This is a genomic window from Massilia alkalitolerans DSM 17462 (assembly GCF_000427785.1).
Taxonomy (GTDB): Bacteria; Pseudomonadota; Gammaproteobacteria; order Burkholderiales; family Burkholderiaceae_D; genus Telluria; species Telluria alkalitolerans.
On record NZ_ATYR01000005.1, the window covers coordinates 85183 to 107290 of the forward strand.

A 22108-nucleotide genomic window follows, 5' to 3' on the forward strand; every position below is an offset into this window, starting at 1 on the left:
TGGGCAGGAGAAGATGGTGTCGCCAGCAGGAATCGAACCTGCATCTAAGTCTTAGGAGGACCTTGTACTATCCATTGTACTATGGCGACACATCGCTCCCACGCGTGTGCGCAGGTGCAGTCCTGTATTGTACCAGCCCCCTTGCCAAATCAGAACAGTGGCAAAACAGCTACGCGCATTCCTGAATAAATACGAAAAGCTTTACAAGCAGAGGTTGGTATTTCATTTTTCGGCCGCCTCAGCCATTACATCACCTCGCCGTCGATCCAGATTCCGGTCAAGGATACGAGCCAGAACACCGCCGGCGAAGGCGGTGCTAGCCAGGCCGGTGGCGGTCTGATTGGCGATGGACTGCAAGCCGGCAGCCAGGAACACCACGACGTGTCGGAGCCGGCCAGCCTGGCGCTGCTGGCCGTGGGCGCGCTCGCGGTCTGTAGCAGCCGCCGCCGCACCAGCAAAGTCTAGGCCCAGGCCGCCGGGTGGATGTCGCCGGCCGCGTGCAGCGCGGGCCTGGCGAACAGATAACCCTGCATCAGGTCCACGCCCTCCCCGGCCAGCCAGTCGCGCTCGGCCGGCGTCTCGACGCCTTCCGCCAGCACCCGCACCGCCAGTTCCGCGCACATCGCCAGCACTCCCTTGACGACCGCCTGGCGCGCGCGGTCGCCGTCGATGCCGCGCACTAGGGCCATGTCGAGCTTGAGGACTTCGGGCTGGAACGCCGACAGCAGGTCCAGTCCGGCAAAGCCGGAACCGAAATCGTCGATCGCGGTGCCGAAGCCGTAGCGGCGGTATTCACGGAAGATCTGGACCAGGTGCGGCCGGTCGCGCAGGCGCTCGCCCTCGCTGACCTCGAACACGATGTTCTCGAGCGCGAAACCGGCTTCGTTCGCGGCCTCGAAGGTGCGCTGGATGCAGGTCGCCGGATGGTAGACGGCATTCGGCAGGAATTTGATCGACAGCCGGCCAGGCAGGCCAAGGCGCGCCGCACCGCGGATCGCCTCGATTCGGCAGGCCTGGTCGAACTCGTAGAGGTTGTCCTCGTTGACGAGGGACAGCACCGACCAGGCGCCCTCGCCGCGCGGCCCGCGCACCAGCGCCTCGTGCGCCCAGATGCTGCGTGTCTTCAGGTCGACGCTAACGTTCTTCGCCGGTGTTGAGGCGCTGCTTCATGGACGCCAGCAGCGCGATCAGGCTGGCCTTGTCCTCGGCCGGGATATCGGCCAGCATCTCGTCGATCCAGCGTTCGTGCACCGCCGCCATCTCGGCGAAGGCGCTGCGTCCGGCCGGGGTCAGGCGCACCGCCCAGGCACGGCGGTCGTGCGGATCGGGCACGCGCAGCACCAGTCCTTCGCGCTCGAGCTGGTCGGTGATGCCGGTGACGTTGCCGCCGGTGACCATCATGCGCCGGGACAGCTCGCCCATGCGCAGTCCGTCGGGATGGCGCTCGAGCTGGGCCATCAGGTCGAAGCGCGGCAGCGTGATGCCGAAACCGGCGCGCAGCCGCGAGCGGATCTCGTTCTCGATGCGTACGGTGCACGACAGCATGCGCAGCCACAGCTTGAGCGACTGATGGTGATCCTGCGTCAGCCGGCTTGCCAGGTCGAGCTCCTGCTCTGCCTGGCCCGAGTCCTCGAGATCGGACATGTTTTCCTCAGACCGCGTCCATGCGTAATTTAAACCGTTGTAGTTTACCGGTTTCGGTGCGCGGCAGCTGTTCGCGAAAACGCACCACGCGCGGATACTTGTACGGGGCAATCTGGGCCTTGACGAATTCCTGCAGCGCCGCGGCCAGCTCGCCGCTTGCCGCCACGCCCTGCTTGAGCACGACATGGGCCTCGACCACCTGCCCGCGCTCCTCGTCGGGGCGCCCCACCACGCCGCACTCGGCCACCGCCGGATGGTGTAGCAGCGCTTCCTCGACCTCGGCGCCGGCGATGTTGTAGCCGGCCGAGATGATCATGTCGTCCAGCCGCGAGCGGTAGTAGAAATAGCCGTCGGCGTCCATCTCGTAGGCGTCGCCGGTGATGTTCCAGCCATCCTGCACGTAGTTGCGCTGGCGCGGGTCGTCGAGGTAACGGCAGCCGGTCGGGCCTTTCACCGCCAGCCTCCCCACCACGCCCGGCCCCACCGGCCGCCCGTGCTCGTCGAGGATAAAGGCCTGGTAGCCCGGCACCGGCTTGCCGGTGGCGCCGGCCCTGGCCTCGCTGCCCGCGGCCGAGATGAAGATGTGCAGCATCTCGGTGGCGCCGATCCCGTCGATCATGTCCAGGCTTGTTGCCACCTTCCAGGCCTCGCGGGTGGCGACCGGCAGCGCCTCGCCGGCCGACACGCTGCGGCTCAGGCTGCGCAAATCGAAGCGCGGCGCCAGCTGGGCCATCTGGCGGTAGAAGGTGGGCGCGGTGAAGCACACCGTGGCGCGGTGTTCCTGGATCGCCGCCAGCAGGCTTTCCGGGCTCAAGCGCTCGACCAGCACGGCGCTGGCGCCCACGCGCAGCGGAAACAGCAGCAGCCCGCCCAGGCCGAAGGTGAAGGCCAGCGGCGGCGTGCCGATGAACACGTCGTCCATCCGCGCGCCCAGGGTGTGGCGCGGGAAGCAGTCGCAGATCGCCAGCAGGTCGCGGTGGAAGTGCATGGTCCCCTTCGGCACGCCGGTGGTGCCCGAGGTGAAGCTGATCAGGCAGATGTCGTCGGCGGCGGTGTCGGGCGCATGGAAGGGTTCGTCGTGGGCCGTCATGCGCGCTTCCAGCGAATCGGACGCATCCCCGTCGAACAGCACCAGCGGCAGGCCGCCGGGCTCCATCGCATCGACCTCCGCACGCAGCGAGGCCGCGCACAGCACCGCATCGACGCGGGCGCGGCCGGCGATGATGCCCAGCTCGCGGGCGCGCAGCAGCGGCATGGTCGGCACCGCGATGCAGCCGGCCTTGATCACGGCCAGGATACAGGCCGCCATCATGGGGCAATTGGCGCCGCGCAGCAGCACCCGGCTGCCGGTCGCGAGCCCGAGGCCTTGGCGCAGCACGTGGGCGATGCGGTCGACCCGCGCGCGCAGCTGGGCGTAGCTGAGGCGCTCGCGGCTGCCGATGAGTGCCGTGCGCGCGTCCCAGCCGCGCGCGCCGGCGCCATCGAGCAGCTCGGCCGCGCTGTTCAGGCGCGGCGGATACTGCAGCTCGGGCAGGTCGAAGCGGAATTCAGGCCACTCGCCCGGGGGCGGCAGCTGGGCGCGGGCGAAACCGTCGGCGTAGCCGGACGGCGCAAGTGCTGCGGAAGCGTCGGTCATGTCGGGCCTTTGTTGGATGTTCCGGCAATAATGCAGCGATCCCGACTTACTTTAAATCTAAAGTAATCTGCCAGCAAGCGTATTTATGAGATGGCTTGCGCGCGCTGCTGCTGGCGGCCGACCGCCCCGCGTGCATGCGCCAGCGCTGCCTGGAGCGCGTGCGCATCGCCGCTCGCGATCACGGCGCGCAGGCGCGCCGCGCTGTCCGCCAGTCCGAGCGTGGCGCAGCCTTCGGCCAGGCGCTGCAACCGCTCGCCCCCGTCCAGCGGCAGTGCCGCCAGGCCCGGGCCTGCGTCCTCGAGCTGGCGCTGCAGGCCGCCGAGATAGGCGAGCAGGCGTTCGGACGTGATGCCCAGGCGCTGCTGCACGGAGGCCGGTTCTTCGTCCTGCGGCGCCAGGCGCGCGAGCTGGGCCCGCACCTGCCCCGCGGCGAAAGGCTTGACGATGTAGCCGTCGGCGCCGAGGCGCCCCGCCTCGGCCAGCGTATCGGCGTCCGATGCCGCCGATACCAGCACGAAGGGCACGGCCTGCAGGGCAGGATCGTGGCTTGCGGCGCGCACCCGCGCCAGCAGCGCCATGCCATCGAGCTTCGGCATGCGCAGGTCGCAGAACACGATGCCGGGGCGCAGGCCGGCCTCCAGCCGGTGCCAGGCGTCCTCGCCGTCCTCCGCTTCCACGATCTCGTATTGTCCGCAGCTGTCGACCAGATGCATCAGCATCATGCGCGACACCACGTCGTCGTCCACCGCCAGCACTATCATGTTCCGCTGTCCTCCTGCCCACTGTCGAGGCTCATTATAGTGGGCTGGAACACGGCCAGCTGCACGCCCAGGCGCGCCAGCCCGGCCAGCAGGCGCGTGCGGTCGCCCGCATCGGCAGCCGCTTCCAGCTCGGCGCACAGTTGCCCGAGCGCGGTCTCGCCCAGGTAGGCGGCGCTGCCGCGCAGGCCGTGCAGCACCCTGCCCGCCGCTTCCAGGTCGTCCGCGTCGAGCGCTTGCGCGAGCTCGGCGCGGCGGCGCGGCAGGTCGGCGGCGAAGGCGGCGCGCAGGCGCGCAGCCAGGTCGTCGGCGCGGCGGCCGGCATTGGGCGGCGCTGCCGCAGCGGCGTCCGGGGATGGGGCATGCGGCGTCGGGGCGACGCCGAACATCGCGTCCAGCGCGGCCAGCGGCGAGGCCTGCTGCGCCTCGCCGCTGGCAGGGCCGTCGGCGGCGGGCATCGGCGGCAACGCGATGCCGCGCCCCAGCTGGCGCTCGATGGCGCGCGAGATCTGCAGGTGCAGCGCGTCCTCGTCGATCGGCTTGGTCAGGAAGGCGTCCATGCCGCAGGCCAGGTAGCGCGCCCGGTCTTCGCCGCTGGCATTGGCGGTCAGGGCCACGATCATCAGGTGCGGGTCCAGCACCCTGGACTCCGGCGTACCGCCGGCGCGGATGAGGCGAGTCGCGGTGGCGCCGTCCATCTCGGGCATGCGCCCGTCCATCAGCACCAGGTCGTAGCGGCTGCGGGCGCAGGCGGCCACCGCATGCAGGCCGTTGTCGACAATGTCGATCTGGTGGCCCATCTCCTCGACCATGGTGCGGGCGATGATCTGGTTGGTCGCGAAATCCTCGGCGCACAGGATGCGCAGGCGGTGGGTGTGCGGCGCGCGCGGCGCCTGCTCCACGTGCGGCGGCTCGACGCCGTCGGCCAGCGGCACCAGCACGCTGAAGGTGCTGCCCTTGCCCTCGATGCTGTTGACCGCGATCGAGCCACCCATCAGGGCCACCAGCTGGCGGCAGATCGCCAGGCCCAGGCCGGTGCCGCCATAGCGGCGCGTGGTGGTGGTGTCGGCCTGTTCGAACTTCTGGAACAGGCGCGGCAGCGCATCGGCCGGGATGCCGATGCCAGTGTCGCGCACGGTGAAGCGCACCATGTTCCAGCCCTCCCCGCGCACCTGGTCGTCCGCGCGCAGCTCGACCAGCAGGTCGATCGCCCCCGCCCGGGTGAACTTGAAGGCGTTCCCGACCAGGTTGACCAGCACCTGGCGCAGGCGCGTCGGGTCCCCTACCACGAAGCGCGGCAGCCCGGGGTCGATGCTCACGTTGAAGCCCACGCTCTTGCCGGCGGCCTGTTCCTCGAACAGGCTGGCCACGTTGCGGATCTTGGCGTGCAGGTCGAAATCGATGTTCTCGATGCTCAGCTTGCCCGCCTCGATCTTGGAGAAGTCGAGCAGGTCGTTGATGATCGCCAGCAGGGCCTCGGCATTGCCCTGGCCGCGCTGGATCTGCTCGCGCGTGGTCTCGCGCAGCGAGGCATCGCGCAGCGCGAACCCGAGCATGCCGATCACGCCCGCCAGCGGGGTGCGCATCTCGTGGCTCATGTTGGCCAGGAATTCGGATTTCTGGCGCGTCGCATCCTCGGCGCGCTGCTTGGCCTGGCGCAGGAATTCCTCGTTCTCCTGCAGCGCGCGATAGGCGCGCGCCAGCTCGTTGGACTGCTGGCGCACGCGCTGCTCCTGGTCGCGCAGTTCCTCGGTCTGGCGCTCGAGCATGCGATTCTGCTGTTCGACCTGCTCGGTGCGCGCGCCCACCTGGCGCGCCAGCTGTTCCTTCTGGCGCTGCAGGCCGGACATGCGCATCCGCACCCCCAGGTAGGCGAGGGCCGCCAGCAGCAGCACGGCGATGGCGCGGAACCATGGCGTGCCCCAGGGCGGCGGCTCGATCGTGATCGCCAGCGCCGCCACCTGCTCGCTCCAGACGCCGTCCTTGTTGGCCGCGCGCAGCCGGAACACGTAGGTGCCCGGATCCAGGTTGGTATAGGTGGCGAAGCGCCTGGCGGCGTCCTCGTAGACCCAGTCCTGGTCGAAGCCGTCGAGGCGGTAGGCGAAGCGGTTGCGCCCCGGCGCGGCGAAGTGCAGGGCCGAGAACTCGAGCGAGAACACCGAGGCGCCGGCCGGCAGCGTCACCGTCTCGGCATGCTCCACCGGCCCCTTGAGCACGCCCGGCAGCGCCTCCTCGACAGGTTTGTTGAAGATGGTCAGGCCGGTGATGACGGGGCGCGGCGCCACCCGGTTGTCGCGGATCGCGCGCGGATCGAAGGCCGTGATGCCGTTGAAGCCGCCGAAGTACAGGATGCCGTCCGGGCCGCGCACCGCCGACGAGTCGAAGAAGGCGCCCTCGGTGAGGCCGTCGGCGGCGGTGTAGTTGCGCCAGGTCCCCTTCTGCGGATCGAAACGGGAAATGCCGCTGGTGGTGCTGACCCACAGGCGGCCGTCCTCGTCCTCCAGGATCGCAGCGACCGCGTCGTCCAGCAGGCCTTCGCGGGTGGTGTAGCGCACGAAGCTCACGGAGCCGTCGGCGGCCGTCACCATGCGGTTCAGGCCCACCGCGGTGCCCACCCAGACGTCGCCGCGGCTGTCCTCGAAGAGCGCGTGCACCTCGTCGTGGCTCAGGCTCGCCGCGTCGTAGGGATCGTGGCGGAAATGGCGGAAGCGCCCGCTGGCGCGGTCCATCAGGTCGAGGCCGTCGAAGGTGCCGATCCACATGCGGCCGCGCCGGTCCAGCAGCATCGGCCGCACGATGTCGTCGGCCAGGCTGGTGGACTTGCCCGGGTCGTGGCGCCAGTGCTCGGTCTTGCGCGTGGCCGGGTCGAGCCGGTGCAGGCCGCCGCGGGTGGCGACCCAGATGCCGCCGTCCGGCGCGGTATACAGGGCGCGCACGTTGTTGGCGTCGGCGTCGCCGGACAGCGTCAGGCGCTCGAAGCGGCCGCTAACCGGGTCGAACGAGGTCAGGCCGGTGCGGCTGCCGATCCACAGGCGGCCGCTGCGTTCGCGCGCCAGTGCGCTGGCCGGCAGGTCGGCCAGGCTGTTCGGATTGCGCGGATCGGGGCGATAGACCCTGGCCGCGCCGGTGGCAGGGTCGACGTGGTTGAGCGCGGTGGCGGTGCCGACCCAGAGCTTGTTGCCGTCGCCCAGCAGCGCGCGCGCCTTGTTGTCGGCCAGGGTGTCGGGCAGGTCGCCGCGGCGCACGATGCGGGCGAAACCGCCGCTGCCCAGGTCCACGCGCGACACGCCGGCGTACCAGGTGCCAACCCAGAAAGTGCCGAGGCGGTCGCGGTACAGCGAAGCCACCTGGTTGTCGCCCAGGCTGTGGCGGTCGCTGACCGCATGGCGGTGGCTCTCGAACTTGTCCTCGTGCCCGCGCCAGCGCAGCAGGCCGTCGTCATGGGTGCCGACCCAGATTTCGTTGCCGGCGTCGCGGTACAGGGTCGTGATCCACCACGGGCCGATGCCGTCTTCAGGACCGAAGCGGCGTACCTTGCCCGCATCCGGCCCGTCGAGCTCGCGCCGTTCCAGCCCGCCCAGGCGTCCGACCCACAGGCGTTGCTGGCCGTCCACCACCAGCGCGTGCACCGGGTTGCCGCGCGGCCCCAGGCCTGCAGGGTGGTGCTCGATGCGCGCGCGCCCGGCGTCCTTGCCGATGACCAGGCTGTCGAGTCCCCCGCCGGTGCCGATCCATAGCCTCCCGCCGGCGTCCAGCGCCAGCGCGTTGACGTTGTCGTCGCTCAGGCTCGCTTCGTTGCCGCGCTCGTGGTGCCAGGTGGTGAAGCGGCGCAGCGTGGTGTCGAAGTGCTGCAGCCCGTCGTTGGTGCCGATCCACAGGCCGTCGCGGTCGTCGCCGACGATGGTGTTGATGTGGCGGTTGCCGTTGCCGCGCCGCGCGGTCTCTTCCGGCACGAACAGGGTGAAGGACTGGGTGACCGGGTCATACAGGTTCAGCCCCCCGTCGGTGCCCAGCCACAGGCGGCCGTGGCGGTCCAGGTGCAGCACGCGCACCCAGCTGTTCGACAGCGAGCGCGGCTTGCCGGGCACGGTGCGGTAGTTGATGACGCGGTAGCCGTCGAAGCGCGACAGGCCGTTCTGGGTGCCGAACCACATGAAGCCGTCGCGGTCCTGCACCACCGCCAGCACGGTCTCCTGCGCCAGGCCTTCGGACACCGACAGGTGCTCGAAGCGCAGGGTCGGGCGCGGCGGTGCGGCCAGCGCACCCACGCTCAGCACCAGCAGCAGCGCCGCCGCACACCATCGGATCAGCGCGTTCATTCGGGGAAGAAGGCCAGCACGTCGTCGCGCCGGGCCAGGGTATCGTGTTCGCCGAGACGGATCAGCTCGCGCGTATAGCTGCCTTCGAACAGCAGGTAGGAAGCCAGCGCCGCGCCGCGCGTTTCAAGGGCGCCGATTCCGCCCAGCAGCGTGCGCACCGGCGACGGCAGGCTGTGCACGTGGCGCAGGGCGATGTCGTCGAGGCGTTCGGACGGTGCGATCACCAGGAGTTCCACGCGGCGCAGCGGCAGCGCCGCACGAGCCTCGAGCGGCACGCGCTCGAGCGTCTGGTTGACGCGCTGCAGGCGTTCGATGTCGGCCGCCAGGCTGTCGAGGAAGATCGAGGACAGCGCATGGCCGGCGATCTGCGCCAGGCTCGGATAGCCGCCGCTGGTCGCCGGACCTGGCGGGGGGGCGACCGCCGTTTCCGACATGCGCCCCGCCCCCACCACCAGCACCCGCGTCGCGCCCAGGTGGATGGCCGGCGCGATCGGCGCCAGCTGCCGCATCGAACCATCGCCGCAGTATTCGCGCCGGCCGCCCAGGTACAGCGGCACCGCCGGGAAGATGAAGGGAATGGCGCTCGATGCCAGCAGGTGCTCGACGCTGATCTGGGTCGACAGCGCCAGGCGCTGGTGGCGCAGCCAGGGCGCGATCTCGCGCGCCGCCTGGTAAAAGGTGATGTGATGCCCGCTGCTGTACGAGGAAGCGGTGATCGCGAGCGCGTGCAGGACGCCGTCGGCCAGCGCGGCATCGAGGCGCGGCAGGTCGAGGGCGCGGTGCAGCAGGCCAGCCAGCGGGGTGTTGTCGAGCAGGGACTGGGGCGGCGCAGCGTGCCACTTGCGCAGCAGCCAGCCGAAGGACAGCAGCGACAGCCAGCGCGCGCCCGAGCGCAGCACGGCCAGCGAATCGGCGCGGTAGACCTGGTGGGCGCTGACGCCTTCCCAGACGCCCAGCAGGCCGCGCACGGCGCTGCTGAAGTCGTCGGCGCGGCAGGCCAGCGCGGTGGCGTTGAGCGCGCCGGCCGAGGTGCCGCAAATGATGTCGAAGGGAGAGCGCAGGGCCGGACGGCCGGCGTCGGCAAGGATGCGGGCGATCGCATGCATCACGCCGGCCTGATAGGCGGCGCGTGCTCCACCGCCTGTGAGGACCAGGCCTGTTTTTGCTCTACTGTCCACCCGCGAAGCTTAGCAAAAGTCGAGTATCTAATGGGAAATATATGGGTCAAGCATGGCCTGTCCAAGGCTTTTTAACCACAGGGAGCGTGAAACGGGCTCCCGACTCGAGTTGAAGGAATTTACACATGGAAAGAGTCCCTTTGTACAATTGAAGTGCAGGGCCAAAACTAGAAAAATTCTTTTTCATAACAATAATTTACTGTCGGAAAATTTTATAACCTTATCTCATCTGGACATCGATATAAAAATTAAATCAATAAAATCAATCATTTGAATCTACTGGCACGCAAATTGCATAAATACAGATAATCAATATTTGTTTTAACTATTACATGAACCAAGTCCAAGTCCTGAAGAAAATCGCTGCCGCAGCACTGTTTGCTAGCGTGTCGTTTGCAGCACACGCCACGCCCATTGCCGTCGGCACGTCGTATAAATACAACTTGTCCACGTCCGCCACCTTCACTGGCAGCCCCGTCACGGTCCAGTTGACCCAGGCGTCGGCCGACCGCGTCGACGTCAAGGTAAGCCTGGCTGACAATTATTATTTTGCCGGGACTGGACCCAGCGATAGCCCGACTTTCGGCTTCAGCCTGGCCAGCGCCTACCAGAATGCAGTCATCGGCTACACCGGGAACGCCTTCAGCGTGCTAAGCGGAGGACCGTTCAACCTGACCCCGGACGGCATGTTCACGCATGGCTTCAAGCTGAACAGCGGCGGCATTTCCAGCAAGGTCGGCATCCCGCTCGAATTTAGTCTCAGCATGGCCGGCCTTTCCCTGGATGCATTCGCGCCAAGCACTGCAAAGAACAAGGGCCAACCCGGCGGCTACGGCTTCGCCGCCCACATCGGCGATGCAGGAGGCAAGACAGGCGGCATCGGCGTGCAAGGCCTTATTCCCGCCAGCATCTATATGCCGCCTCCAGTCCAGAACGATGGAAATCAGGGCAGCTCGAGCGGCGGCAATTCCACTGGCGGCGGCTCGACCAACGGCGGCTCGACCAGCGGCGGCTCGACCAGCGGTGGCTCGACCAGCGGCGGCTCGACCGATGGCGGTTCCAATGGTGGCGGCTCCATCGATGGCGGCTCGATCGATAGTGGTTCCATCGGTGGCAGCTCGGGCGAAGGCAGCGCTACTGGCGAAGTTCCGGAACCGGCGTCCGCGGCCCTGATCGGCCTGGGCCTGGCGGCGCTGGCCTCGCAGCGCAGGCGCCGCAAGGGGTAAGGGAGTTCCCACATAACATGCCGCCCGATCTGCATCGGGCGGCATTATTTTTTTGGGCGCTGTGCGATGACGACCAGGTGCTGTTCCGGATGCTGGTCGAATTCGAGGTGCCGCAACAGGCAGCCCGCCTCCTCGACCACCGCGAGCAGGCCGGGTATCCCGAGGGTGCCGTAGTAGACCTCGGGGCCCATCGCGGCATCGACGTGCTCATGGGCCTGGTCCAGCCCGCCCGCGGTGAACAGGAAGACCCCGCCCGGCTCGAGCGCCCCCATCAGCTTGCGCATGAGTGCGCGCTGGTCTTGCAGGCGGACGTGCCAGATGCTGTCCCAGGCCGCCACGAAATGGTAGCCGCGCGGAAGCGGCCAATCACGGATATCGGCCTGGTGCAGGACGACCTCCGGGTCGGCCGCCTGCGCCAGTGCCAGCATGCGCGCCGACAGGTCGACAGCCTCGATCCGCAGCCCATGCCGGCGCAACAGGGGATTGAACCGGGTGTTGCAGCCGCAGCCGACGTTGAGCGCCCAGCCATCGGCTGCCGGCGCGAGAAAGGCGAGCGCCCGCTCGTGCTGGCGCAGACCATTGCTGGCGTCGAATACCCCGTCCAGCCAGCGTTCGGCCAGCTGGTCGTAAGCGGCGGCGGTCGACGGGGGCTGCATCCGGATGGTCCGCTCAGTCCCCTTGCGCCACGCCTTCGCGGCGTGGATCGGCTCCGCCGTACCACAGCGGCACCCCATGCACCTCGATGCGCTGGATGCCGTGCAGGCCCGAGGTCTGCTCGCCCAGGCGGACCTTGTGGCCGCGCGCGTTCAGCGCCTCGATGGTGGTCGACGGGAAGCGTCCCACTTCGAGTTCGGTCGGGCCGTTGCGGCTGCCGAAGTTCGGCAGCGCGATTGCCTGCTGCACGTTGAGGCCCCAGTCGAGCGTCCCGACCAGCACCTTGGCGACGTAGTTGATGATGGCCGGGCCGCCGGGCGAACCGACCGTCAGCACCAGCTTGCCGGTCTTGCGGTCGAACACCACGGTGGGCGACATCGCGCTGCGCGGGCGCTTGCCGGCTTCCACCCGGTTGGCGATCGGGCCGTCGGCGTCACGCGAGGCGAAGGAGAAATCGGTCAGCTGGTTGTTGAGGATGAAGCCGTCCACCATCTGGCGCGATCCAAACGCATCTTCGATGGTCGTGGTCATCGCCAGGCCCGCGCCGTGGCCGTCGACCACCGACAGGTGCGAGGTCGACGGCGTTTCGATGGCATTGTCCTTGCCCCAGTGCCAGGCCATCTCCATGCCGGGCGGCTTGCCGGCCGGCGCCTCGCCCATCGAGCGCGCCCCCACCAGCCTGGCGCGCGTGGCCAGGTAAGCCTTGTCGATCAGGCTCGGCACGCCGCGTCCCGGCAGCGGCACGAAATCGGCGTCGGCGGCGTAGCGGTTGCGGTCCGCATAGGCCAGGCGCCCCACTTCGCTGAACACGTGCAGCGCATCCGGGCCCGGGACGCCATTGCCTGGCGCGAGCGCCTTCATGTCGAAAGTCTCGAACATGCCGAGCATCTGGGCGACGGCGATGCCGCCCGAGGACGGCGGCGGCATGCCGCACACGGTGTAGGCACGATAGTCGCTGCACACTGGGGTGCGCACTTTCGGCTGGTAGGCAGCGATGTCGGCGGCGCTGAGCAGGCCCGGGTTGGTCGGGTGGCCCTGCACCTTGGCGGCGATGTCGCGCGCGATGCGGCCCTGGTAGAAGGCGTCGGCGCCGCCCTCGGCGATCTCGCGCAGCGTCTTTGCCAAGGCCGGGTTCTTCAGGATATGGCCGACCGGCCAGGGCTGGCCGCCGTTGCCGTAGAAATAGCGCGCCGCTTCCGGGTCCTTGCGCAGGTGGCGGTCGCCGGACAGCAGTGCGTGCAGGCGCGGGCTGACCGCGAAGCCCTCTTCCGACAAGCGGATGGCAGGTGCGAACAAGGCCTTCCAGGGCAGTCGACCGTGCTCCTTGTGCGCCAGCTCGAGCATGCGCAGCACGCCCGGCGCGCCGACCGAACGGCCGCCGACGATGCCCTCGGTACGCGACAGCGGCGTACCGTCAGGGCGCTGGAACAGGCGCTCGTCGGCTTTCGAGGGCGCGGTCTCGCGGCCGTCGAAGGCCTGGGTCTTGCGGCCGTCGTAGTGGACCAGGAAGGCGCCGCCGCCGATGCCGGACGACTGCGGCTCGACCAGGGTCAGCACCAGCTGGGTGGCAATCGCCGCGTCGATCGCGCTGCCGCCTTGCCGCAGGATCTGGTAGCCGGCCTGCACCGCCAGCGGATTGGCCGCGGCCACCATGTATTTTTTCGCGGGCCAGCCGGGCTTCGTGGTATAGCCGGTGGCGGCTTCCGGGGCCGCCTGGCGAGTGTCCTGGGCCAGCAGCGGCTGGACAGTAAAAGCCAGGGCCAGGGCCAGGACAGTGCTGCGCAACTTCGTATTGTTCAAATCGTTTCTCCAAAAGCAAAACGGGCGCATGGCTTGCGCCATGCGCCCGACATCTGCCAATCCTACAACAATTGGCAAGAGCCTTCAGGAAGCTTACTTCGGCTGCATGCGGATCGCGCCGTCGAGGCGGATGGTTTCGCCGTTGAGCATCACGTTTTCGATGATGGCCTTGGCCAGGTGCGCGTACTCCTTCGGCATGCCGAGGCGCGGCGGGAACGGGACCATCTTGCCCAGCGAGTCGCGCACTTCCTGCGGCATGCCCATCAGCATCGGGGTTTCAAAAATGCCCGGGGCGATGGTCATCACGCGGATGCCGCTGCGCGCCAGGTCGCGCGCCATCGGCAGGGTCATGCCGGCCACCGCCGCCTTCGAGGAACCGTAGGCGGCCTGGCCGATCTGGCCGTCGAAGGCCGCGACCGAGGCGGTGTTGATGATGATGCCGCGCTCGCCGTATTCCGATGCTTCGGTCTTGCCCATGGCGTCGGCCGCCAGGCGGCACATATTGAAGGTACCGACCAGGTTGATGTTCACCGCGCGCTGGAAGGCGTCGAGCGGGTGCGGGCCGTCCTTGCCGACGGTCTTGACGGCCGGCGCCACGCCGGCGCAGTTGACCAGGCCGCGCAGCGTGCCGAGCTTGGTGGCCGCGTCCACGACCGCGAGGCCGTCCGCTTCCTGCGTGACGTCGCACTTGACGAACTGGCCGCCCAGCTCAGCCGCCAGCGCGGCGCCTGCCTCCGCCTGCACGTCGGCGATGACGACCTTGCCGCCCGCTTCCGTGATCATGCGCGCCGTGGCTGCTCCCAGGCCCGACGCGCCACCGGTCACGATGAACACATTGTTCTGAATTTGCATGGTTTTCCCTTTTAAAAGTTCTAGTGCCGCTGTGATGACGGCTTACGCGAACATGACGTTAACGTAAACGTCAAACAGCCGGCATTGTAGCGAACTTTTGGCAAGAAAAACCATCCCGCGAGCGCGATGATGCGGTCGGATCAGAGGCACTGCACCGTGGTGCCGTTGGTCGTGCACGCGCGGCCGCTGCTGCTGACCGCGACATTGCCCGGTCCGCCCGCGTTATAGGTCGTGCCGTTGACGTCGGTGCAGGTGCCGCCCACGCAGCTCATCACTTGGCTCGACTGCGGACCGACCGGGCTGGGCGCCGCCGCCACCCCGGCACGCGGGACTGGCGCCGGACTTGGCGCGGCGATGCGCGGCGTGGGCTCGATGCGCTGGACCGCGCCCGGACGGCGCTGGGCCTGTTTCTTCGTTTGCTGTTGGCGCTCGGGCTTGCCCTGGAGTTCCTGCTGGGTCTTGGGCTGCTGCGTTTGCGGCTGGGCCGGGGCCTGCAGCGGGGTCGGGGTCGCCGGCTGCCCGGTGCCGGGCGCGGGACGGGCCGAAGGATCGACTTCGTTCTGCTTGCTGGTGACCGGCGGCTGGCCGGCGCGCTCTTCCTGCGCCTGCGGCCGGGCCTCGCCTGCCGCCTGCGTGCTGGCCGGGGTCGGCTGTTGCGTGGTGGCCGGGGTCGGCTGCTGCGGATTCAGCACAGGGCCATACGTGGCGCTGTCGTCGACCGGCTTGCCCGTCGGCGGCTGGGCCGGCGCCTGGTTCTGGGCCAGCGCTGCCGCCGAACCCAGGGCGAACAGCACGGCAATCATGGACTGGATGGGACGCATGGTGCACCTCGCGCGAATGGATATTGGACAGGCCATTATCTGCCCGCATTGGGGCGATCGGCGCACGCGAAACACTTCCTCACATGATTGTTGAACGGTAACGGGCGGCGCAGCTGTGGAAGAGCATGCGAAGATCGGCCCATCACATTCACGGGAGCGAGCATGAGGCAGGTAGAGATCGTGGAAGGCGACCACGTACGGGGCAATCCCGATGCCGACATCGTCATCATCGAATATGGGGATTTCCAGTGCCCCTACTGCGCGCGGGCCCACCCGACCCTGAGCGGGCTGCAGAAGCAGTACGGCGAGCGCATCGCGCTGGTCTATCGCCACCTGCCGCTCGGCATGCACCCCTATGCGGAAAGCGCGGCCGAGGCGGCGGAAGCGGCGGGCGCCCAGGGCAAGTTCTGGGAGATGCACGACACCCTGTTCGAGCACCAGGCGCAGATGGCGCCGGCCCAGCTGCCGCTGCTGGCCCAGGGCCTGGGGTTGGACGCGGGGCGTTTCGACGCCGACCTGGCCCAGCGCCGGCACCGCGAGCGGATCCAGTCGCAGGCGGAGGAAGCGCATTCGCTGGGGGCGAGCGGGACGCCAAGCTTCTTCATCAACGGTGAACGCTACCACGGAGATTCGGACCGGGAGTCGCTGACGGCGGCCGTCGAGCGCTATCTATAATGAAAAACGGCCCCGCAGGGCCGTTCGATCAACTTGCTGAGTATTTATTCCGACAGCGCCGCGAAGGCCGCGTCGCGCACCTGCTCGACCGGGCCGACACCCGAAATCTTGCGGTACTTCGGCGCGCCCGGCAGGCCCGATTGCGCCCACTTGTTGTAGTAGCCGAGCAGCACTTCGGTCTGGTTGTGGTACACGGCCAGGCGCTTCTGGACGGTTTCTTCCTTGTCGTCGTCGCGCTGCACCAGCGGCTCGCCGGTGACGTCGTCGACGCCGTCGACCTTGGGCGGGTTGAACTTGGTGTGGTACACGCGGCCCGAGGCCTGGTGGGTGCGGCGGCCCGACATGCGCTCGACGATCAGTTCGTCAGGCACGTCGATTTCCAGCACGTAGTCGATCTGCACGCCGCTGTCCTTCATGGCGTCGGCCTGCGCGATGGTACGCGGGAAGCCGTCGAACAGGTAGCCGCCCGCGCAATCGGTCTCCTTCAGGCGCTCCTTCACCAGGCCGATGATGATGTCGTCCGACACCAGCTGGCCAGCATCCATCACCTTCTTGGCAGCCATGCCCAGTTCGGTTCCGGCCTTGATCGCGGCGCGCAGCATGTCGCCGGTGGAAATCTGCGGAATGTTGAACTTTTCCTTGATGAAGTTGGCTTGGGTGCCTTTGCCGGCGCCGGGTGCTCCTAACAGAATGAGACGCATGAGTTTCCTAGATTCTTAGAGGATGTTGATAATTTTTATGTTGGCAGACGATTGTGTTTGATGCATATCTGGCTACTTGACACGAAAGTTACCACAAAAGTCAGCTTTAACGCCAATCCCCGGGGCCTCCGCCAGCTCGTTTTGACATAGCGCAGACAACGTAAAACTGGCGTAAGAAAGTTCAGGCAGCGTAGTGGCGGCGCACCCGCTCCAGGTCGTCCGGGGTATCGACGCCGGCGGGCGGCGCGCTGTCCGTGATGTGCACGGCGATCGGGTAGCCGTGCCACAGCACGCGCAGCTGTTCCAGCGCCTCGATGGTTTCGAGGGGGGAACTCTCCAGCGCCGGATAGGCCTGGAGGAAGGCGTTGCTGTAGGCATAGAGGCCGACGTGGCGCAGCGGCGCGTAGCCGGCCGGCAGCGCATCCTTGCTTGCTGCAAAGGCGTCGCGGTCCCAGGGAATGGTGGCGCGCGAGAAGTACAGCGCCCTGCCCGCCTTGTCGAGCACGACCTTGACGACGTTCGGGTTGAACACCTCGGCCACGTCGACGATCGGGTGGGCCACGGTGGCCATCGGCACGCCCTCGACGATGCGCGCGGCGCAGGCCGCCAGCAGGTCCGGGTCGATCAGCGGTTCGTCGCCCTGCAGGTTGACCACCACCTCGCCTGGCGCCAGGCCCAGCTTGTGCGCCACTTCGGCGATGCGGTCGGTGCCGGAAGGATGGTCGGCGCGGGTCATGCAGGCTTCGATGCCGTGCGCCTCGCAGGCCGCCAGGATGTCGGGGTGATCGGTGGCCACGATGATGCGGCTCGCTCCCGATTCGCGCGCGCGTTCGGCCACGCGCACCACCATCGGCTTGCCGCCGAGGTCGGCCAGCGGCTTGTTCGGCAGGCGGGTCGAGGCCAGGCGGGCCGGGATAATGACGGTAAAGCCCATCGACTTACACCGGTTCGATCTTGCGCGCCTGGTCAGCCCACATGATCGGGATACCATCGCGGATCGGGTATGCCAGGCGGTCCGGGCGGCAGGTCAGTTCCTGCGCTTTCTTATCGTATTCAAGCGGGCCCTTGCACAGCGGGCAGACCAGGATATCAAGCAGTCGAGCGTCCACGACATTTCTCCACGATTTGTTCGGCCAGCGCGGGGTCGATCCGCGCGGTCACGGGCACGACCCACAAGCGCGGATCGTCCTTCAGGTTATCAAGTTGCCGACATTTTACTGCATCCTTCTCCGTGATCAGGATGACATCGGCGTCGAGCCCGTCGAAAGGTCGGTCGAGGAAGTCGTGGTGGTCGGGCAGCGGCAGTTCCTGGAAGTCCAGGCCGGCGCCGCGCAGCATGGCGAAGAAGCGGCCCGGATTGCCGATGCCGGCAGCGGCCACGATGCGCCTGCCCTTCAGGCGCGCGAGCGGCAGGCAATCTTCCGGCCGCATCAGGGGCTCGGCGAAGTCGCCCGCCAGCTGCATCTGGAAAGGCTGGCCGCCGACGGCGCGCGCCAGCCTCGGGGTGATCTCGGGCGCGTTCACCACCGTGAAATCGCGGCGCCGCGAAGGCGGCTCGCGCAGCGGGCCGGCCGGCAGCAGCCAGCCATTGCCGACGCCGCGGCCGTCGAACAGGACGATCTCGACGTCGCGCGCCAGCGCGTAGTGCTGCAGGCCATCGTCGGTGATCAGGACGTCCACCTCCGGGTGGCTGGCGAGCAGCGCCCTGCCCGCCTGGGCACGCTGGCGTCCCACCACGACCGGACAGCCGGCGCGCGCCGCGATCAGGAGCGGCTCGTCGCCCACTTCACGGGGATCGGATTGCGGCGTCACCTCGCGCGGCACTTCGGCCGCACCACCGTGGCCGCGCGAGATCACGCCAGGACGCAGGCCGGCGCCGCGCAGGCTGTCCGCCAGCCAGATCGTCAGTGGCGTCTTGCCGGTCCCGCCGATGAAGATGTTGCCGACCACGATGACCGGCACCGGCAGGCGCTCGCTCTTCTTCAGGCCAAGCCGATACAGCAGCGTGCGCACCCCGGCGAGAACGCGGAACAGCAGCGCGAGCGGCAGCAAGGCCAGCGCCAGCGGGCCGCGGCGCAGCCAGGCACGGGTGAGGGTCGATTCTAGGTTGGAAGCCATGGAGGAGCGGACGCCGGGGCGTCCGCGTTGTTATTTCCTGGTGCCGGTCTGGGCAGCGAAGGTCAGCTTATCGTAGCCGGCCACGCGCGCCGCTTCCAGCACGTTGATGACCATCTGGTGCATCGCGAACTGGTCGGCGTTGACGATCACCACCGGGTCGACCGCTGGTTGACCGCTCGGGGCATTGCGGGCCGCAGTTTTTAAGTCTTCTGCGAGGCCGGCCACGCTGTGGAAGGACACCGGCACATTGTTCACCGTGTAGTTGCCCTTGGCGTCGATGGTGACGTTGATCTCGAAGGGACGCTCCTGCACCTTCTCGGCGTCGGCCGTGGGCAGCGTGATCTGCAGCTCGGTGAACTTGCTGTAGGTGGTCGAGACCATCAGGAAGATGAGGACGACCAGCAGCACGTCGATGAACGGAATCAGGTTGATCTCCGGTTCCTCGCGCTGGCGGCCGCGGCGGAAGTTCATCATTTGCGGGTCCCGTGCACGACGTCGACGAATTTCACGGCTTGCAGTTCCATCTCGACGATGAAGCTGTCGACCGAGGAGCGGAAGTGGCGGTAGAACACCAGGGCCGGCATGGCGATCGCCAGGCCGAAGCCGGTGTTGTACAGCGCCACCGAGATGCCGTGCGCCAGCTGGGCCGGGTTGTTGCCGGTCGGGCTTTGCGCGCCGAAGATCTCGATCATGCCGACCACCGTGCCGAACAGGCCCAGCAGCGGAGCCAGCGAGGCGATGGTGCCGAGGGTGGTGAGGAAGCGTTCCAGGCCGTGGGCGACACCGCGGCCGGCTTCCTCGATGGATTCCTTCATGACGTCGCGCGGCGCGTCGACGTTGCGCAGCGCGGCGGCCAGCACGGTGCCGAGCGGCGAATTGTGTTCGAGCTTGTCGACCACGTCGGGCGTGACCTTGCCGGCGCGGTAGACGCGGATCACTTCATCCAGCAATGCCTTCGGGAGGATCTTCTCGCGGCGCAGGTAGATCAGGCGTTCCACGATCAGGGCGACGGCAATGATCGAGGCAATCAGCAAGAACCAGATGGGCCAGCCTGCAGCTTGAAAAATGGCGAGCAAAAGAAACTCCTAGTGGGAAAGAAAATCAGTTCAGCAATGTAACAAGTTGCCAGCAGTGCGGCAAGTGTGGTTCTGCACAGCTTCTGTGGATAAAAATGTGTGCAAGGCCCTCTTCTGGATCAAAGAGCATTGATTTCAAAGGACATTCTGCGCCTGCGCAAGAAAACGGCACGTGTCAGATGAGCATGCTTCCAGCTCAGACGTCTTGTTGGGGATGATGTTGATCTAGCTCAACCGTTTGCACTTACGAACAAATTCTGTGGACAAAATTGTGCGCAATGGCGCCTGACTGCAGCTAAGTCATTGTTTCGTTTCGAGAAATTTCCGGAGCGCAAAAAATAGGCAGTGTCGTAGCTTGTCCTCTAGCGCCCGGTTCTGTGCGGTTCCTCACATTTTTTGTGGACAAAAGTGTGAGCAAGGGCCGATTTTCGATACTAAGTGCTTGATATAAAACAAGAAACCATTAATGCATAAAATTTCATCACTCAGCAGTAATGCGATGGATTGTGTGCAACTCTGCCCTTTCATGCATGACTTATTCTGTGCTGCAGACTCAGCGGCTAAGAAAATTCACATCTGCACATTTTTTGTGGATAAGGATGTGATGAATGATGTATGCGGCAAGCTAAGCCATTGATTCATAAGGGATCGGATGGGACTGCCTGCGAAACATGCAAATGCTGGCAAATGCCGGAAAAGCCGTGTTCCAAGCCGCTGGGCGGGCTGATCCAGCGCTTCAGCGCGCGCAAACCGCCCCCGCCGACCACGGCAAGCGCTCTTGTGCACACTTTGTGTGGACAAAATTGTGTGCAAGGCGCCCTTCGCTAGCTTAAGTCATTGATCTAAAACAATAAACTTTCCTAGCGTCATTTTTAGGCAGGCGCATCGTGCTCCTGCCCAGTCTTCGGGACTGGGTCGTCGAAGCTAGGATATGCACATATTTTGTGGACAACAATGTGTCCAAGCCAGGCATAGGGCTGCTAAGTGCTTGACGCATAAGGGAGGCGAGCTCCACGCTCCATTCTTGAGCAGGCGCCTGTCTTATGGATGAGTTGCCCACAGATTTTGTGGATAAAGTCGCGTTAAAACCTGAAGACACCTCTGCAAGCCATTGATTTCAAAGACTTTCAATAGAATGCATTGAAAACTGGCAACAACGCTTCATGCTGGACAAACATCCGCACCGGTGCGCACGACTGCCGCCAAGCCTTGTCGTTTTCCCCAAGATATGACATAAGCATCAGCTTTACCAAAGCAGCCAAGCAGCCTCCATGGAATATCAAAGCGACGCCGATCCCGCCTACACCGCGCCACCCGTCATGACCGTGACGTCCCTGAACCAGCAGGTCGCCCGCCTGCTCGAACGGAGTTTTCCACTGGTCTGGATCGGCGGCGAGATCTCGAACTTCACGCGCGCCAGTTCCGGCCACTGGTATTTCACGCTGAAGGACGATGCCGCCCAGGTGCGCGCCGTGATGTTCCGCAGCCGCGCGCAATACGCCGGATTCAATCCGCGCGAAGGCGACAAGGTCGAGGTGCGCGCCCTGGTCACCCTGTACGGCGCGCGCGGCGACTACCAGATCAATGTCGAGACCATCCGCCGCGCCGGCGTCGGCCAGCTCTACGAAGCCTTCCTGAGGCTCAAGGAAAAGCTCCAGGCCCAGGGCCTGTTCGATCAAGAGCGCAAGCGAGCGCTGCCGCTGTTCCCGCGCACCATCGGCATCGTCACCAGCCCCCAGGCCGCGGCCCTGCGCGACGTGCTCACCGCCCTGCGCCGCCGCGCGCCGCACGTGCGCGTGATCCTCTACCCGGCCCCGGTCCAGGGCCAGTTCGCCGCCGACAAGATTGCCGAAGCGATTCAAACCGCCTCGCGCCGCCAGGAAGCCGACGTGCTGCTGGTGTGCCGCGGCGGCGGCTCGATCGAAGACCTGTGGAGCTTCAACGAGGAATGCGTGGCGCGCGCCATCGACGCCTGCCAGGTCCCGGTGATCTCGGGCGTGGGCCACGAGACCGACGTCACCATCGCCGACTTCGCCGCCGACGTGCGCGCCGCCACCCCGACCGCCGCCGCCGAGCTGGCGGTCACGCCGCGCGCCGACTGGCTGGCCTCCCTGTCGGGCGACGCCCAGGACCTGCGCCGCGCCATGCGCCGCACGCTGTCGGAAACCAGCCAGGGCCTGGACAGCTACAGCCGGCGCCTGCTCAGCCCCTCGGCCCAGATCCGCCACCAGCGCGTGAAACTGCTATCGACGGCGGCCGCCCTGACCCATGCGGTGCGCACCCCGGTCAACCGCCAGAACCTGGTGTTGGCCCAGCTGCAGCAGCGCTGGATGCGCCACCGTCCCGACATGCGCGCAATGCGCGCGCAATTGCTGGCGGACGGGCGCCACCTGAACACCAGCCTGTGCAACGCCGTCAAACGGCGGCGCGACGCCCTCGATGCCCTGGCGGCGCAGTTGGAACTGCTGAACCCGCAACGCACGCTCGAGCGCGGCTATGCCATCGTCCGCAACGTCAAGGGCGAAGTGCTGCGCGACCCGGCGCAGGTCAAGGCACGCAACAAGCTGAGCGTGCGGCTGGCCGGCGGCACGGCCGACATCGTCGTGTCCAGCGTGCAGGCCGCGCTGGGTGATCCGAATGACTAGCCAAG

20 protein-coding genes and 1 tRNA gene are annotated in these 22108 nt (G+C 66.9%); 4 read left to right on the forward strand and 17 right to left on the reverse strand.

What is annotated here, in order from left to right:
* Window positions 1-14 precede the first annotated feature (14 nt).
* Window positions 15-89 (reverse strand) — tRNA-Arg (locus YWC_RS0107270).
* A gap of 292 nt (window positions 90-381) precedes the next feature.
* On the opposite strand from YWC_RS0107270, the gene YWC_RS34160 reads away from it, so the two are divergent.
* Entirely contained in the window at window positions 382-465 is an 84-nt protein-coding gene (locus YWC_RS34160) for a PEP-CTERM sorting domain-containing protein (protein WP_371846142.1), read from the forward strand.
* Here the strand turns inward: YWC_RS34160 and YWC_RS28645 are convergent.
* The 6 genes from YWC_RS28645 to YWC_RS0107305 form a co-directional block, all read right to left on the reverse strand.
* The gene (locus YWC_RS28645) at window positions 462-1127 is read right to left on the reverse strand and encodes an EAL domain-containing protein (RefSeq protein WP_036213527.1); all 666 of its coding nucleotides are present in this window, start codon (window positions 1125-1127) and stop codon (window positions 462-464) included. The two genes, YWC_RS34160 and YWC_RS28645, sit on opposite strands and share 4 nt — an antisense overlap.
* A gap of 7 nt (window positions 1128-1134) precedes the next feature.
* Window positions 1135-1644 (reverse strand): MarR family winged helix-turn-helix transcriptional regulator, encoded by a 510-nt coding sequence (locus tag YWC_RS0107285; RefSeq protein WP_027864772.1) that lies wholly within the window; start codon window positions 1642-1644, stop codon window positions 1135-1137.
* 7 nt (window positions 1645-1651) lie between these two features.
* Window positions 1652-3280, reverse strand: coding sequence for an AMP-binding protein (locus YWC_RS0107290; protein ID WP_027864773.1), 1629 nt, complete (start codon window positions 3278-3280; stop codon window positions 1652-1654).
* Window positions 3281-3363: 83 nt separating this feature from the next.
* Window positions 3364-4041, reverse strand: coding sequence for a response regulator transcription factor (locus YWC_RS0107295; RefSeq protein ID WP_027864774.1), 678 nt, complete (start codon window positions 4039-4041; stop codon window positions 3364-3366).
* Window positions 4038-8357: a hybrid sensor histidine kinase/response regulator gene (locus YWC_RS28650; RefSeq protein WP_051306304.1), complete on the reverse strand. Its 4320-nt coding sequence runs from the start codon at window positions 8355-8357 to the stop codon at window positions 4038-4040. The genes YWC_RS0107295 and YWC_RS28650 overlap by 4 nt, the downstream gene beginning before the upstream one ends.
* Window positions 8354-9511, reverse strand: a complete 1158-nt coding sequence (locus YWC_RS0107305) for a patatin-like phospholipase family protein (protein WP_027864775.1) — start codon at window positions 9509-9511, stop codon at window positions 8354-8356. Before YWC_RS0107305 ends, YWC_RS28650 begins: the two co-directional genes overlap by 4 nt.
* 356 nt (window positions 9512-9867) lie before the next feature.
* Between YWC_RS0107305 and YWC_RS33670 the strand changes: the two genes are divergently transcribed.
* A complete protein-coding gene (locus YWC_RS33670; protein ID WP_156923552.1) occupies window positions 9868-10761 on the forward strand; it encodes a PEP-CTERM sorting domain-containing protein in 894 nt (297 codons plus the stop codon).
* 44 nt (window positions 10762-10805) lie between these two features.
* Here the strand turns inward: YWC_RS33670 and YWC_RS0107315 are convergent, their stop codons facing one another.
* The 4 genes from YWC_RS0107315 to YWC_RS0107330 form a co-directional block, all read right to left on the reverse strand.
* Window positions 10806-11417: a class I SAM-dependent DNA methyltransferase gene (locus YWC_RS0107315; RefSeq protein ID WP_027864777.1), complete on the reverse strand. Its 612-nt coding sequence runs from the start codon at window positions 11415-11417 to the stop codon at window positions 10806-10808.
* A 13-nt stretch (window positions 11418-11430) separates the two neighbouring features.
* Entirely contained in the window at window positions 11431-13245 is a 1815-nt protein-coding gene (gene ggt / locus YWC_RS0107320) for a gamma-glutamyltransferase (protein WP_051306322.1), read from the reverse strand.
* 63 nt (window positions 13246-13308) lie between these two features.
* Window positions 13309-14067, reverse strand: a complete 759-nt coding sequence (locus tag YWC_RS0107325; protein ID WP_027864779.1) for a 3-hydroxyacyl-CoA dehydrogenase — start codon at window positions 14065-14067, stop codon at window positions 13309-13311.
* A 140-nt stretch (window positions 14068-14207) separates the two neighbouring features.
* The gene (locus tag YWC_RS0107330; protein ID WP_036213535.1) at window positions 14208-14888 is read right to left on the reverse strand and encodes a hypothetical protein; all 681 of its coding nucleotides are present in this window, start codon (window positions 14886-14888) and stop codon (window positions 14208-14210) included.
* A gap of 162 nt (window positions 14889-15050) precedes the next feature.
* On the opposite strand from YWC_RS0107330, the gene YWC_RS0107335 reads away from it, so the two are divergent.
* A complete protein-coding gene (locus tag YWC_RS0107335) occupies window positions 15051-15563 on the forward strand; it encodes a DsbA family protein (RefSeq protein ID WP_027864781.1) in 513 nt (170 codons plus the stop codon).
* A gap of 44 nt (window positions 15564-15607) precedes the next feature.
* On the opposite strand, the gene adk is transcribed toward YWC_RS0107335, so the two are convergent.
* The 6 genes from adk to YWC_RS0107365 form a co-directional block, all read right to left on the reverse strand.
* Window positions 15608-16264, reverse strand: coding sequence for an adenylate kinase (gene adk, locus YWC_RS0107340; protein ID WP_027864782.1), 657 nt, complete (start codon window positions 16262-16264; stop codon window positions 15608-15610).
* A 181-nt stretch (window positions 16265-16445) separates the two neighbouring features.
* Entirely contained in the window at window positions 16446-17198 is a 753-nt protein-coding gene (gene kdsB, locus YWC_RS0107345; protein WP_027864783.1) for a 3-deoxy-manno-octulosonate cytidylyltransferase, read from the reverse strand.
* Between the two features lie 4 nt (window positions 17199-17202).
* Window positions 17203-17373: a Trm112 family protein gene (locus YWC_RS31970; protein WP_081926130.1), complete on the reverse strand. Its 171-nt coding sequence runs from the start codon at window positions 17371-17373 to the stop codon at window positions 17203-17205.
* A complete protein-coding gene (gene lpxK, locus YWC_RS0107355) occupies window positions 17354-18382 on the reverse strand; it encodes a tetraacyldisaccharide 4'-kinase (RefSeq protein ID WP_027864784.1) in 1029 nt (342 codons plus the stop codon). Before lpxK ends, YWC_RS31970 begins: the two co-directional genes overlap by 20 nt.
* 30 nt (window positions 18383-18412) lie before the next feature.
* Window positions 18413-18853 (reverse strand): ExbD/TolR family protein, encoded by a 441-nt coding sequence (locus tag YWC_RS0107360; RefSeq protein WP_027864785.1) that lies wholly within the window; start codon window positions 18851-18853, stop codon window positions 18413-18415.
* Window positions 18853-19458 (reverse strand): MotA/TolQ/ExbB proton channel family protein, encoded by a 606-nt coding sequence (locus tag YWC_RS0107365; protein ID WP_027864786.1) that lies wholly within the window; start codon window positions 19456-19458, stop codon window positions 18853-18855. The genes YWC_RS0107360 and YWC_RS0107365 overlap by 1 nt, the downstream gene beginning before the upstream one ends.
* A 1271-nt stretch (window positions 19459-20729) precedes the next feature.
* On the opposite strand from YWC_RS0107365, the gene xseA reads away from it, so the two are divergent.
* A complete protein-coding gene (gene xseA, locus YWC_RS0107370; protein ID WP_027864787.1) occupies window positions 20730-22103 on the forward strand; it encodes an exodeoxyribonuclease VII large subunit in 1374 nt (457 codons plus the stop codon).
* Window positions 22104-22108: the final 5 nt, after the last annotated feature.